15 protein-coding genes are annotated in these 13,194 nt (G+C 69.8%); 9 read left to right on the forward strand and 6 right to left on the reverse strand.

Features of this window, described 5'->3' with window-relative positions; all coding sequences use genetic code 11:
- Positions 1-45: 45 nt before the first annotated feature.
- Positions 46-567: a pyridoxamine 5'-phosphate oxidase family protein gene (locus tag ACIBH1_RS37380; protein ID WP_397318762.1), complete on the forward strand. Its 522-nt coding sequence runs from the start codon at positions 46-48 to the stop codon at positions 565-567.
- An 87-nt stretch (positions 568-654) separates the two neighbouring features.
- On the opposite strand, the gene ACIBH1_RS37385 is transcribed toward ACIBH1_RS37380, so the two are convergent.
- Both ACIBH1_RS37385 and ACIBH1_RS37390 read right to left on the reverse strand, forming a co-directional pair.
- The gene (locus ACIBH1_RS37385) at positions 655-933 is read right to left on the reverse strand and encodes a hypothetical protein (RefSeq protein ID WP_397318763.1); all 279 of its coding nucleotides are present in this window, start codon (positions 931-933) and stop codon (positions 655-657) included.
- A gap of 86 nt (positions 934-1,019) precedes the next feature.
- Entirely contained in the window at positions 1,020-1,823 is an 804-nt protein-coding gene (locus tag ACIBH1_RS37390; RefSeq protein WP_397318764.1) for a MerR family transcriptional regulator, read from the reverse strand.
- Positions 1,824-1,879: 56 nt separating this feature from the next.
- On the opposite strand from ACIBH1_RS37390, the gene ACIBH1_RS37395 reads away from it, so the two are divergent.
- Complete coding sequence (locus ACIBH1_RS37395; protein ID WP_397318765.1) at positions 1,880-3,526, forward strand: amidohydrolase family protein; 1,647 nt, start codon at positions 1,880-1,882, stop codon at positions 3,524-3,526.
- An 84-nt stretch (positions 3,527-3,610) separates the two neighbouring features.
- On the opposite strand, the gene ACIBH1_RS37400 is transcribed toward ACIBH1_RS37395, so the two are convergent.
- Positions 3,611-4,237 (reverse strand): TetR/AcrR family transcriptional regulator, encoded by a 627-nt coding sequence (locus ACIBH1_RS37400; protein WP_397318766.1) that lies wholly within the window; start codon positions 4,235-4,237, stop codon positions 3,611-3,613.
- A 58-nt stretch (positions 4,238-4,295) separates the two neighbouring features.
- Between ACIBH1_RS37400 and ACIBH1_RS37405 the strand changes: the two genes are divergently transcribed.
- Entirely contained in the window at positions 4,296-4,889 is a 594-nt protein-coding gene (locus ACIBH1_RS37405; protein ID WP_397318767.1) for a DUF998 domain-containing protein, read from the forward strand.
- Between the two features lie 143 nt (positions 4,890-5,032).
- Here the strand turns inward: ACIBH1_RS37405 and ACIBH1_RS37410 are convergent, their stop codons facing one another.
- The gene (locus ACIBH1_RS37410) at positions 5,033-5,788 is read right to left on the reverse strand and encodes an alpha/beta fold hydrolase (protein WP_397318768.1); all 756 of its coding nucleotides are present in this window, start codon (positions 5,786-5,788) and stop codon (positions 5,033-5,035) included.
- A gap of 290 nt (positions 5,789-6,078) precedes the next feature.
- Here ACIBH1_RS37410 and ACIBH1_RS37415 point away from each other — a divergent pair, with 290 nt between their 5' ends.
- Positions 6,079-6,468: a nuclear transport factor 2 family protein gene (locus ACIBH1_RS37415; protein ID WP_397318769.1), complete on the forward strand. Its 390-nt coding sequence runs from the start codon at positions 6,079-6,081 to the stop codon at positions 6,466-6,468.
- Between the two features lie 67 nt (positions 6,469-6,535).
- Here ACIBH1_RS37415 and ACIBH1_RS37420 read toward each other — a convergent pair whose 3' ends face one another.
- Positions 6,536-7,717 (reverse strand): NAD(P)/FAD-dependent oxidoreductase, encoded by a 1,182-nt coding sequence (locus ACIBH1_RS37420; protein ID WP_397318770.1) that lies wholly within the window; start codon positions 7,715-7,717, stop codon positions 6,536-6,538.
- Between the two features lie 109 nt (positions 7,718-7,826).
- Positions 7,827-8,309, reverse strand: coding sequence for an Lrp/AsnC family transcriptional regulator (locus ACIBH1_RS37425; protein WP_397318771.1), 483 nt, complete (start codon positions 8,307-8,309; stop codon positions 7,827-7,829).
- A 34-nt stretch (positions 8,310-8,343) separates the two neighbouring features.
- On the opposite strand from ACIBH1_RS37425, the gene ACIBH1_RS37430 reads away from it, so the two are divergent.
- From ACIBH1_RS37430 to ACIBH1_RS37450, 5 genes are all read left to right on the forward strand, one after another.
- Positions 8,344-9,249 carry an EamA family transporter gene (locus ACIBH1_RS37430; protein WP_397318772.1) on the forward strand — a complete coding sequence of 302 codons (906 nt, stop codon included), beginning with the start codon at positions 8,344-8,346 and terminating at the stop codon, positions 9,247-9,249.
- Positions 9,237-10,217: an aldo/keto reductase gene (locus ACIBH1_RS37435; protein ID WP_397318773.1), complete on the forward strand. Its 981-nt coding sequence runs from the start codon at positions 9,237-9,239 to the stop codon at positions 10,215-10,217. The genes ACIBH1_RS37430 and ACIBH1_RS37435 overlap by 13 nt, the downstream gene beginning before the upstream one ends.
- A 158-nt stretch (positions 10,218-10,375) precedes the next feature.
- Positions 10,376-11,164: a GNAT family N-acetyltransferase gene (locus tag ACIBH1_RS37440; protein WP_397318774.1), complete on the forward strand. Its 789-nt coding sequence runs from the start codon at positions 10,376-10,378 to the stop codon at positions 11,162-11,164.
- A 97-nt stretch (positions 11,165-11,261) separates the two neighbouring features.
- Positions 11,262-12,728, forward strand: a complete 1,467-nt coding sequence (locus ACIBH1_RS37445; protein ID WP_397318775.1) for an MFS transporter — start codon at positions 11,262-11,264, stop codon at positions 12,726-12,728.
- A gap of 41 nt (positions 12,729-12,769) precedes the next feature.
- Positions 12,770-13,177, forward strand: coding sequence for a hypothetical protein (locus tag ACIBH1_RS37450; protein WP_397318776.1), 408 nt, complete (start codon positions 12,770-12,772; stop codon positions 13,175-13,177).
- Positions 13,178-13,194: the final 17 nt, after the last annotated feature.

Genomic DNA, 13,194 nt, shown 5'->3' on the forward strand with positions numbered 1-13,194 from the left:
ACGATAGAGTCACTTCCCTAAAGAAACCTTGATCTCGGAGTGCCCATGTCCAGCCACCCGACACCCCATGCCGAACTGCTGTTCAACGAGTCCGACGCCGTTCCCATGAGCACCGACCCGGCCACCGTCAAGCCATGGAGCCAAGCCCGCGCCTGCCTGGAGACAGCCCCCAAGGCATGGCTGTCCACCGTCCGGCCCGACGGACGCCCCCACACCATGCCTGTCATGCCGGTATGGGCCGGCCTGGCGCCCTGCATCGCCGCCCGCCCCACCTCGCGCAAAGCCCGCAACCTGACCCTCAACGACCAGTGCGTCCTGACCGTCTCCGACGCCGAACTCGACCTCGTCCTGGAAGGCACCACCTCCCACCTGCGCGACCCCGCCCTCCAGCGGGAGGCGGCCGACGCCTTCCTGGCCAAGTTCCAGTGGGCGTTCTCGCTGCGCGACGGCATCGCGGTCGACGACAGCCTGCCGGGCTCCCCCGAATACGCCTTCTACCGGATCACACCCGTCCGCGCCTACGGATACGGCTCGGACGGCCTGACCGCCACACGATGGCTCTTCTGAGCCACCGCCCACGGATCATCGGCCGGTACGGCAACGCACGAGACACACGACTTCCCGGGCTCCGGCCGGGAGGAGCGAGGCCCTGCCTCATTCGCGACGGCGTAGCTCCTCAATCGTCGCGACGCCCGCATCACGCAGGGCCTCGACGAAACCGTCCGTACGGTCGAGCAGCCGGAAGGGGAGCACCCTCTGCGCCACCGTCTCGACGAAGACCATCGCGCCCGGTCGAAGCCCCCATGGACGGCCCACGACGACTGCGCCGATGGGCCGGATGCGCAACCGGTCACCGTCGATCGTGAGCAGCGCCCGGCTCGACTGCCGCTGCCACTGCTTGCGTCCGAGACGATGCCCGCGAGGCCGAGCCATCCCCATTCCATGGTCGCCTTGACCACGGCGAGGATCCCGGGGATCGTGCGGGCCCGGTGTACCTCCTGCCGATGGGCAGGCACCAGTCACCGCCGCCCCGGTTCCTGCCGGTCCTCCTCCCCCGCCTGCTGGTGGCCGAGCCGCTGAACGGCGTAGGCACGGACCGCCTCGGCGAACCATGCGGGGAGGAGCGGGTCGATCTCCCCGATCATGTCCCGCTGGGCGGGGTTGTCCAGCACCACGTCCGCGTACGCGTGGTAGGCGGCCGCGTCGGCGGGCCACATCAGCCGCATCCCCTGATAGTGCTCGGCCATGAGGTCCAGGACGGGCGCGCTGCTCGGATCCATGCCGCCGGAGCGGGCGTCGGACAGCCGTCGCATCAGGCGGCGCCCCTGGGCCGCCGCCTGCTCGTGGTCCTGGCGGGTCCACTGGCCCATGACCGCCTCCGCGTCGGCGAAGTGATCGCCGACGCCGCTGCCGTACCGGGATTCGAGGTCGCGCCGGAGATCGTCCCGACGGGACGCCAGGCCGGTGAAGAACTCCTGCTCGCCGAGGTGAGCCTGCCCGGTGAGATCGGCGATGGTGTGGTCGACGGTCGCGATGATCTCGCCCAGCCGCTCCTGGTGGGCGACGAGGTCTTCGCGGTGCCGTCGCAGGGCCGCGACGTCGTCCTGCTCTCCGGCGAGGATGCGGGTGATCTGGATGAGGGGGACGTCGAGTTCCTTGAGGAACAGGATCCGCTGCAGGCGCAGCAGTTCCCGCCGGCCGTACCAGCGGTAGCCGTTGCCGGAGGTGCGGGCGGGGCGGAGCAGTCCGATGTCGTCGTAGTGCCTGAGCGTCCGTGAGGTGAGTCCGGACATCCGGGCGACGTCGCCGATGGAGTACTCCACTTTCGCATCCTCGTTCGCTGGACCTTCTCGTTACGTCAACTTCTAGTCTCGCCCAGATGAGCACGAATCAGCCCTTCACGATCGCCGGCGCCCAGGTCTTCAGCGGCGGCGGCCTGCTCGCGGGGGTCACGCACGTCCGGGTCGACGCAGGGAGGATCGCGGGCGTCGGGGACGCGACGGTGGCGCGGCCGGGCGACGCCGTCGTCGACGGCTCGGGCGCGACCCTCCTGCCCGGCCTCGTCGACGCCCACGTTCACCTGCTGCCCGGATGTACGGCACTGGCGGCCACTTTCGGCGTGACCACCGTCATCGACCTGTTCAGCAAGCCCGAGACCATCGGCCCGGAGCGGTCCGCCCTCGACGACGCGGCCCGTGGCCAGGGGCCGGTGTGCGCCGACCTGCGGACCTCCGGCATCGGCGCCACCGCTCCCGGCGGCCATCCGACGATCGCCTACGCGCCCTTCCCGTACGTCACCGGCCCGGGCGACGCGGCGGCCTTCGTGGCCGGCAGGGTCGCCGAGGGCGCGACACATCTCAAGGTGATCTACGACGACGGCTCGGGCGCGATGCTCGACATCCCCGCCCTCGACGTCCCCACGATCGAGGCGCTCGTGAGCGCCGCGCACGACAGCGGCCTGCCCGTCGTGGCCCACGTCTCCTCCGCCGACGGCGCCGTGACGGTCGCCAGGTGCGGCGTCGACGTCCTGGCGCACGTGCCCTTCGACCGCATGACGGACGCGCACGTCCGCGAGGTGGCCCGGTACGGCCCAGCCGTGATCACGACGCTGAGCGTCATCGACGGCTTCCCCGGCCCCGGCGGCGTCATGCCCTTGCTGACGCAGCCGCACCTGGCCGCCCGGCTGAGTGCGCGGTGGCGGCGCGTGATCGAGCGCCAGGCCATGCGCTGGATGCCGCCGCAGCCGCCGGACAACTCCGCACAGCGCTACAACGCCGTGGCCCTGCTGGAGTCGGGCCTGCCGATCCTGGCGGGCACCGACGCGCCCAATCCCGGGCTCGTCTTCGGAGCCAGCCTGCACCGCGAACTGCAGCACCTGGTCGAGGCGGGCTTCACCCCCGCCGAGGCGCTCACGGCGGCGACCTCTGCCCCCGCCCGGACCTTCGGCCTGACCGACCGCGGCCTGATCGCCGTCGGGCACCGGGCGGACCTGCTGCTCGTCGACGGCGACCCGACCGCCGACATCGCCTCGACCCAGCGTGTGCGCGACGTGTGGGTGCTCGGCCGTCATGTACGGCCCAGCGCCTACGCGGGCGGCCGCATCGAGCGGGACGGCGTGCTCTGGCAGAGGGACTCGACGCGGAAGATCGTCAAAGCGATCGCGGACATGTGGCCGGACTTCCCTGCCCCCGAGGAGGTACGGCGGGACGACGGCGAACTGCTCGGCTGGGCCGTACCGATGTCCGGCGGCTGGCAGGCCACGACGATCTTCGGCGCCCCGCTCGGCAAGCCCTCCGACCACGGCGAGGCTCTCGACCTCCTGCGCAGCCGAGGGCTGGCCTGCCTGGCCGAGCCGTGGTGGGCTCGCATCGGCGACGACACCACGTGGCGGGAGGTCCAGATCATCGAGGCCACCGCCGACGAGGTCCGGCTGCGGCTGACCGACCCGATGGCCGAACAGCCGCCTTCCGGGCAGTGGTACGGGCACGAAGACGTGGACCTGTCCCTCGACCGGCCCACCGGATGAGGGAACACGACTCGCCGCGTCCCACCCCACGTGAGCGGCGACGCAATCGTGCCTCATGCCCGGGCGGTCGCAGCGCCGGCCGGTTCACCGTACGGCCTTGCAGATGGCGTGGTCGATGAAGTCCAGGAGCACGCCGGACTGCGCCTCGAGATCGACACCGGGGTCGGCTGCCCAGGACCCCAGGACGCCGTCGAGGCAGCGCAGGATGATGTTGGCGACGCCCATGGCGTCGAACTCACGCAGTTCGCCCTTTCGCTGACCCTGTCGGAGGATCTCCGCGAGCCCGTTGACCTCCTCGGCGAGTTCGTCGGCGTAGGCGGGAGTGCCGTCGTCGCCGCGGTGGTTGGCCATGATGTCGCTCATCGCGAGGAACTCGGTCCGGTGCGCGCCGAAGAACTCCAGCTCGGACCCGATCCAGGCGCGCACCTGGCCGGCGGCCGACTCCTGGGCCGAGATCCGTTCCTCCATGTGCTGCCAGCCCCTGGCGAAGAACCGCGTCACGACCAGCCGCAGGATCTCGTCCTTGCTGTCGAAGTGATAGGTGATCACCCCTTTGCTGATGCCCGCCCTCTCGGCGATCCGCGCGAGCGACGTGCGCGCGTAGCCCAGTTCGGCCACCACCTCGGCCGCCGCGTCGGCGATCTGGGTACGGCGGGCCCTTTCGATGAACGACTCGCCTTTTCGTCCGATCGGCTGGCTATCATTACGCATGGACACATTTTAGTCCGATCGGACTAATCCGCCAAGCGCAGCCCCAGGAGGAGGACTTGTGTCGTACGTCGTCGGCGCGAGCGGCGCCCTGCTCTTCGTACTGGTCTTTCTGATCGACGGACTGGTCCGACCCGGCTACTCGCCGGTCCGCCACCCTGTCAGCGCCCTGGCCCTCGGCCCCCGAGGATGGATCCAGACCGCGAACTTCGCCGTGTGCGGCACCGCGATCACCGTCGGCGCCGTCGCCGTCGCCACGACCGGACGGCAGCCGCTCCTGGGCGCGATGCTGACGATCTTCGGCCTGGGCCTGGTGGCGTCGCTCTCCAGGATGGACCCGATGCGGGGCTTCCCACCGGGCACGCCGGAGGGTGACCCAGCCCGGTTCACCGTCTGGCACAAGATCCACGACTACGCCGGAGCCGTCGTGTTCTTCTCCCTGCCCGTCACCGCGGCCGTGGCGGCGTTCACCCTGCCCGAGGTGGTCTGGAAGGCCGTCTCGGCCGTCGCCGCCATCGGCCTGACGTTCCCCTGCTACGCGTTCGGGAGAGCTTGGGAGAACGACTCACCCAGAAGCGGGCTCATCCAGCGGGCGTTCATCATCCCGGGATGGCTCTGGATCGCGGCCGTGTTCGTGCACTTCGCCGACCTCTGACCTACGTGCGTCATGATCGACGCTTCGACGACCGCGCCCTGACCCGGCGGCGAAACCTTCCCGCCCCCGGGCGATGAACGGGGCGCCGCGCGGCGTGGGGCGCGACGCCCGTCAAGTTCGCCCGGCGAGGCCGGTCGAAAGGCTCAGGCGCGCCGGATCGGCATCCAGGTGGGAGCCGATCCACCGGCCAGGAACTCGCCGATCAACCGGGCGCACAGCTCGGGCTTCTCGTGCAGGAGCAGATGAGAGGCGTACGGCACGACCGCCAGTTGCGCGGCGGGCAGCGCCCGGTACAGCTGCACGGTGTGCTCCAAGGTGACGATGTCGTCATCGGCGGCTATGACCAGCGCCGGACAGGTGACAGCGGCCAGCTCCAACGGTGCCAGCGGCCGGTCCTCGGCGGCCTGGCGGGCTACCTTGGCCATGATTTCGGGGAAGTGGTCCGCTCCGTCCGGAGACACCGCGGCATAGGCGGACACCAGCGGAGGAGGCGGTGGCGCGTCCGCGCTGGGCCGCAGGATCATCCCCTCCGAGTCGAACGCACCACTGACCAGGACGAGCCGCTCGACGAGGTCAGGGCGGCGAACGGCGGTCCACAGCGCCACGATCGCGCCGGCGCTGTATCCGGCCAGCCGTACAGGACCGCCGACGATCTTGTCGATGAAGGCCGCCGTGTCGTCGGCGAACGCCTCCATCGTGAACGGTCCGGGCACGTCCGGGCTGTGCCCGTGGCCCCGGCGCTCGGGCATCAGCAGCCGGTGACGCTCGGCCAGAGCGTCGAGATTGCCGTGGAAGTCACGGCTGTCCGTCAGGCCTCCGTGCAGGAGCACCAGCGGGTCCCCCGTGCCACGCTCGTCGTACCACATGCGCACGCCGTTCACATCGATGTAGTCGGCCATCGCGCCGCACTCCCTTCGTCGATTCCTCGTCGAAGCTGATACGACGCGACAGCCGGAAACTCATCGCGCGAGCCGTACCCTTCGGCGCCCGCGAGACGGTTTGGACCAATCGGAAAGGATTGCCGGCGGGCGGGCGCCGAAGACATGGGGTCAGGCGCCCTTGACCGCGTCGTAGCGGCTGATAGCGAGTACTGGCCCACGCCGACCTTGCCGAGCTGACCGGCTCCGCGAATTCAGCCTCTTGTACCCTGTTCACTTCGCGCGGGATTGATCATTGGAGAGGATTCCTCATGGCCGACCACACCACCCTCCTTGACGAGCTGACCAAGGCCGAACAGCGCCTGCAGGCGGCACAGCTCGCAGGAGACGTCGAAGAGCTGGACCGGCTGCTCGACGAGCGGCTCGTCTTCACCGGACCGCCGGACAACCGGTGCCACCCGGATGCCAAGCAGCTCGACCTCGACCAGCACCGCTCACGAACCCTGGTTCTGACGAAACTCCTCCAGGAAGACCTCACCGTGGTCGTTGCGGGGGAAACCGGCGTGACGTGCTTCCTCGGCACGCTTGAAGGCAGCATCTCCGGAACGCCGTTCGCGGGACGGATGAGCTACACGCGGACGTGGGTTCACACGGACGAGCACGGGTGGCGCATCCTGGCCGCCCACGCCAGCCCGGCGTAGGCGGGTGCGCAGCACGGGCTGACTGGCACGCCGAGTACGCGACGACGCTCATCCGGCCGGACCGACCTCACAACTCCATGAAGGGCTCGCGGGTCGCCCGGCCTCCCCGCGACAGGCTGACCGGAGCCGGATAGCGCTGCGTCTTCACGAACGCCTTGGGCGGGGTGCTGCTGACCCACTCCTTGTACATCACGGCCGCCCTGCCCTTCAGATAGAAGCGGCCCGGGGTGTCGTCGTGGCGGGTGAACTGGATGACCGCGTCGTTACGGCCCAGGCTGAGCGGCTGGTGGAAGTACCCGAACCGGAACGGCTTGACGGCGCGGCCCCGCAGCTCCCTGGCGATGGAGTCGGCGACGTGGACGCCCGACGGCATGCCGCTCTGGCAGGTGCCGTGGATCGCCCCCCACGCCTGACGTGCCGCCGCGGCGTCGCCGATCGCGTAGATCTCCGGGTGGGACAGTGACCGCAGCGCCGGGTCGACCAGGATCAAGCCCTTGCGGTCGACCCCGATGCCGGACTCGGCGGCGAGCGCGTGCGCTTTGACCCCGGCGGTCCAGAGGGTGACATCCGCCGGGATCAGACGGCCGTCGTCCACCTCGACGCCGCCGGGCAGCACCTTGGTGATCCGCGCGCCGGCGTGGACGGTCACGCCGAGCCGCTCGAACACGGAGGACAGGTAGGCGCGCGCCTTCTCCCCCATCATCCAGCCGGGCCGCTCCGAGCTGATGAGGGACACCCGCAGGTTCGGGTGGTTCTCGGCGATCTCGGCGGCGGCCTCGATCCCGGTCAGCCCTCCGCCGCAGACGGCGACGGTCCCGCCGTGCTCCGCCAGCGACGCCAGGTGCAGCGCCATGGAGCGGGCCGGCTGGGAGCCGTTCAACGTGTGCGCGTGGTCGTCGGCGCCGGGGACGACGCTCGTGTCGGTGTAGCTGCCGAGCGCGTACACCAGCTTGTCGTAGGGCAACATCCGCGAACCGTCCCCGACGTCGACCGTGACCTCCCGCCGAGCGGTGTCGATCGCGGTCGCCCTGCCCCGCACGAACGTCACACGGTCGCCGAGCAGCTCGGGGATCCGGAAGTCGGCCAGCTCATGGCCCGCCGCGACCTGATGCAGACGCAACCGTTCGGTGAACCGCTCCGACGGGTTGACGAGAGTGATCGACACGTCCAGCTTGCGGGTGCGCAGCGCCAGCCGTACAGCGCACATCACCCCGGTGTAGCCGCCGCCGAGGACAACGATGGTCTTCATGGTTTCTCCCTGCTTGCGATCGTTCTTACAGGTCAAAACGCTACGAGCGCGGCGCCGCTCGGGGTATCGGACGTTTTCCTTAAATGCTCGATCGCCACGTGTCCCGGCCTCATTCCAGGCACAGGGGGCGGCGGGGCACCGGTGCGGTGTGGATGAGCGATGTGGTCGTGTGTCCGTACGGCGTGAACAGATCAAGGATCGGTTCCAGCTCGTCGACCGCCCGCAGGTGCATCGTGAAATAGAAGCAGTCGTCCCCGGTCATCCTGTAGCACTCGACGATCTGGGGAACCTCTTTGGCGATCTTGGAGATGCGGTGAAGGTCACGGAACTCCGGACGGATCCGCACCATCACGGTGACCGGGAAGCCCAGGGCCCGCGGGTCGACCTCGGCGCGATAGCCGGTGATCACTCCTGACTCCTCCAGCCGCTGCACCCGCTCGCTCACGGCGGGAGGCGACAGACCGACCCGGCGGCCCAGTTCGGCGAAGCTCACCCTGGCGTCGACTTGCAGTTCAGCGAGGATTCGACGGTCGAGGGCGTCCAACTCCTTGGGTTCGTAGGCCCGATCGGGTCTGATCCTTCGTTTCGCCATTCTTCTAAATTAGGGGCTCGCCAAAAATGGGGCCATGCCGTCAATCGGCCCTCGCGCCTTCCCTTTCACGGCACCCGCATGGTCCTACTTCATCGGCAGCGCCGTCTTCCATTACCTGGGTCCGGCCTTCGCCGTACTCCTGTTCGCGAAACTGGAGCCGCCTGGGGTCGCGGCCCTGAGGATCTGGAGCGCGGCGCTGGTCTTCGCGCTCTGGCGCCGCCCCTGGCGGACTCTGATCCGGCTCGACGCCGGGGAGCGCCGTACAGTCGTCGCCTGGGGCGCGGTGCTCGCGGCGATGAACGTCTGCTTCTATCTGGCGATCGCTCGCGTGCCCCTGGCGACCGTCGCCGCCATCGAGTTCCTGCCGGTCATCGTGCTGGCCGCGCTCGGTGCCCGAACCGCGCGTAATCTCGTGGCGCTCGTGGCCGCCGTCTGCGGTGTCTACATGCTGACCGGCGTACGGCTGGCCGGAGAGCCGCTGGGACTGGTGTTCGCCTTCGCCAACGCGGCGCTGTTCGCCGCCTACATCGTGCTGGCCCATCGGGCGGCTCGCAGCATGCGCGGCGTCGACGGCGTCGACGGGCTGGCCGCCGCCATGCTCGTCGCCGGGGTGTGCGTCGCGCCCGCGGGACTCTGGCAGGCCGCTCCCGCGATGGTCGATCCGGTCACGCTCGCCGCCGGGATCGGGGTGGGCATCTGCTCGTCGGTGATTCCGTACGTGTGCGATCAGCGGGCCATGGCACGCATGGCCCGCTCCACGTACGCGCTGCTCGTGGCGCTGCTTCCGGCCACGGCGACGGTGATCGGCATCGCGGTGCTCCGGCAACTGCCCACCTGGCCCGAACTGGCCGGAGTGGGGCTCGTGGTTCTCGCGGTCGCCCTCCACCACGAACACCAGACCACCCGCTCACAGGGGGGTGAGACGAAATGCGATACATAAGGCTGGGTTCGTCGGGGCTGCGGGTTTCCCGGCTGTGCCTCGGCATGATGACGTACGGTGACCCGGCGTCGTGGGAATGGCTGCTACGCGAGGACGAGGCCGAGCCGATCGTCCGGCGCGCCGTGGAGGCGGGTGTCACGTTCTTCGACACCGCCGACATGTACTCCGGCGGCGTGAGCGAAAAGATCACCGGGCGGCTGCTCGGCAGGCTCTTCGCCCGGCGCGACGACTACGTTCTCGCCACGAAGGTCTACTTTCCCATGGGGCCGGGCCCGAACGACCGGGGGCTGTCCCGCAAACACGTGCTGTCCGCCATCGACGCCTCGCTGAGCCGGCTGGGAACCGATCATATCGATCTCTACCAGATTCATCGCTGGGACGACGAGACGCCGATCGAGGAAACCATGGAGGCCTTGCACGACGTGGTGCGGGCCGGCAAGGCCCGCTACATCGGAGCATCCAGCATGTACGCCTGGCAGTTCGCCAAAGCGCAGCACGTTGCCCGGATGGCGGGTTGGACCAGGTTCGTGGCGATGCAGAATCACTACAACCTGGTCTACCGGGAGGAAGAGCGAGAGATGATCCCGCTCTGCCTGGATCAGGGCGTGGGTGTCATCCCCTGGAGCCCGCTGGCCCGCGGGCTGCTCACCGGCAGCCGCCACCGCGACAACCGGCCGCGCACGCTCCGATCCGGCAGCGACGAGCTCGCTCACAACATGTACGAGAACGCGGACTTCGACGTGGTCGACAAGGTGAGCGCGGTCGCCGCCGAACGGCATCTGCCACCGGCCCAAATCGCGCTCGCGTGGCTGCTCGGCCGCCCCGGGGTAAGTGCGCCGATCATCGGAGCGAGCAAGGCGGGACATCTGGACGACGCGATCGCGGCGATGGAGGTGTCTTTGAGCGAGGAGGAAGCGGCCCGGCTGGAGGCCCCGTACCGGCCGCACCCGATCATCGGGCACTCGTGAGCGAGCTGGGCGCCGGGGTGCGGCCGCTCCGTGCGAGCGGCGGTCATCGACGATTCCGACAGCGGCAAGCCCCTGACCTCGAACGTTAACGCGCGGCTTAAGCAGTGGTGCGATCTTTCGCGTTGTTCCGCACCAGCGGCCGACGTGATGGTTGCCCCATGAGCGAACCACCGATCGACATCGTGACGGTGTCGGATCACTCCGGGGGCTCGCGTTGGCAGGCCATGGTGCCGCGCGGCCCCGTGGTCGGCATGGCCGGCCTGCGGCCGATCGTCCCGTTCGGACAGGACACTCCCCCGGCTCCGGCGTCGGCGGAGTTGAGCCTGCACGTGGAGCCGCTGTGGCGGCGGCGCGGGCTGGGCTCCGGGCTGCTGGCGGCCGTGCGGGGGCAGTCCGCCGGGACGCGCCTGGTGGCGAACGTGGCGGCGGGTTCGCCCGGGGAGGCGTTCTGCAGGCGGCACGGCTTCTGGCACACCGGATCCAGGCGCCACGATCTGCTCGCCTTCGGCGATGTGCATCAGGCCTGGCTGGGTGAGCTGGTCGAGGCCGAGCACCCCGGTTACCGGTTGACCCACTGGACCGGCGCCCTGTCCGGTGCGGCCCGTGTCGAAGAGCTGCTCCGGAGCCCGAGCCACACGGGTGACGCCAGTGTGACCGCGGTGAGGGAGGAAGGCGATCTGGCGGCGTACGCCGTGGCGGTGGTGGAGGCGCCGGGGCGACCCCGCGCTCGCCAGTACGGCCCTGCCGTACGGCCCGGTCACCGGGGACGGCGCTTGGGTCTGTGGGTCAACGCCGCTCTGATCCAGCGGTTGCGCGAGGTCCACCCGTACGTCAACGAGATCGAGACCCTGTCCGCCGAGGACGAGTCGCATCTGCTCGCCTTGCGCAGGCATCTCGGCTTTCAGCTTCTCCGCCGGACTCGCCGCTACGAACTCGCCCGTCCGTGATCCGCCACCCGAGAGAGGCCCGAGAGAGGCCCGAGAGAGGTTCGTCATGAGTCGGAGAAGCAGTCCGAGGAGATGGCTCGTCCTGGCGGTGCTCTGTATGAGCTCGCTGGTCCTGGTCGTCGACAACATGGTGCTCAATGTGGCGATCCCGTCACTGACCAGGGATCTCGCAGCCACCTCCCAGGACATCCAGTGGATCCTCGATTCCTACATCCTGGTCTTCGCCGGCCTGCTGCTGATCGCCGGCAGCCTGTCGGACCGGTATGGCCGTCGCCGCGTCATGATCCTCGGATTGGTGATCTTCGGTGCGGCGAGCCTGGCGGCGACGTTCGCGCAGGACCCGCTGCAGCTGGTGGCCGGCCGGATCGCGATGGGCGTCGGCGGCGCGCTGATCATGCCCTCGACGTTGTCGATCCTGATCACGGTCTTCACCGACGAGAGGGAGCGGCGCAAGGCGTTGACCGCCTGGTCCGCGGTGACCATGGTGGGCCTGGTCGGCGGACCCGTCGTCGGCGGCCTGCTGATCGCCGAGTTCTGGTGGGGCGTCGCGTTCCTCGTCAACGTGCCCGTCGCCGCCCTGGCGATCATCGCGGCGCTCGTGCTGATGCCGGAGTCCAAGGGCCCGTGGCGCAAGCCGGACCCGGTGGGCGCCCTGCTGTCCCTCGTCGGCATGACCGCACTGGTATGGGCGATCATCGAGTTGCCCCACAACGGCATCGCCCACCCGGGCGTCCTCGCGGCGTCGGCAGCGGCGGCGGCCTGCCTGATCGGCTTCGTCCTCTGGGAGATGCGATCCGCCTCGCCCATGGTGCCGATGGGTCTCTTCCGTGACCGGGACTTCTCCGGCGCGAGCCTGTCGGTGGTGCTGCTCAGCATCGCCAACGGTGGCCTCCTGCTGGTCCTGACGCAGTATCTGCAGTTCGTCCACGGCTACAGCCCGATGCAGGCCGGGCTGGCGTTCCTGCCGGTGGCCGTGACGTCCTTGCTGTTCAACGCCATCGGCGGGATCCTGGCCGGCAAGGTCGGCAACCGGGTCATGGTCGCGGGCGGCATGGCCATCATGGCCGCCGGGATCGCCGTCCTGGGCACCGTCGACGCGACGGACGGCTTCTGGCTGATCGCCATCGCCCTCGGCCTGGCCGGCATGGGAAGCGGCCTGGCCATCCCCACCGCCATCAACGCGCTCATGGGCGCCGTGCCGGCCGAGCACGCAGGGGTGGGGTCAGCGGTCAACGACACCATCCAGCAGGCCGGCGCCGCGCTGGGCGTGGCCATCCTGGGAAGCGTCATGGCCGACGCCTACACGGGGAACATGCCGGCCGGCGCCCCGGAAGCGGCACGCCGCAACATCAGCGAAGCACTCGAGCTCGGCGACACGACGCTGGCCGCCGCCGCACGAGAAGCCTTCACCAACGGCATGGCGCTCACCTTCACCGCCAGTGCCTGTGCCGTCGTCCTGGCGGCTGTCATCGCCGCCTTCGTCCTGCCCACCCGCAATACCGCGGCGGCTCAGCCGGGACCAGGTCCCGCCGAAGAACGCGTGCTGGCCGCCACACCTGAGTGACCACCACGGTCCGTCCCGCACCGATTCAAAGGAGCACCACCATGTCCATCACCCTGACCGACCAGGACAAGCACACCCTGCGGACCGCCGCGTACGGCGCGGTCGCGCTGGTAGCCGCCGCCGGCGCCGCCGGTGGCTCGCCGCACCGGATCGCCACCGGCGGCTCCATCGCCCTGGCCTCCGCGATCGGCCCGGTCGGGCACGTGCTGGCCGAGCAGAAAGGCATGGATCTGAACGGCAAGTCGACAGCCGAACTGGCCGACCGCGTGCTGCCCGCCCTGACGGAGGCCGTGGGCCTGCTCAAGAAGCAGGATCCGGCCGAGGCCGGCAACTTCCGCGGCATCGTCCTGCTCGCCATCGAGGCGGCCACCCGGACCCGGTCGAGCGGCCCCGAAGCCACCGTGGCCGAAATGACCCGCAAGATCACCGAAGCCATGGACGCCGCCTGAACCCCACGCGGGACCAA

Source organism: Nonomuraea sp. NPDC050663, from assembly GCF_044456985.1.
Lineage (GTDB): Bacteria > Actinomycetota > Actinomycetes > Streptosporangiales > Streptosporangiaceae > Nonomuraea.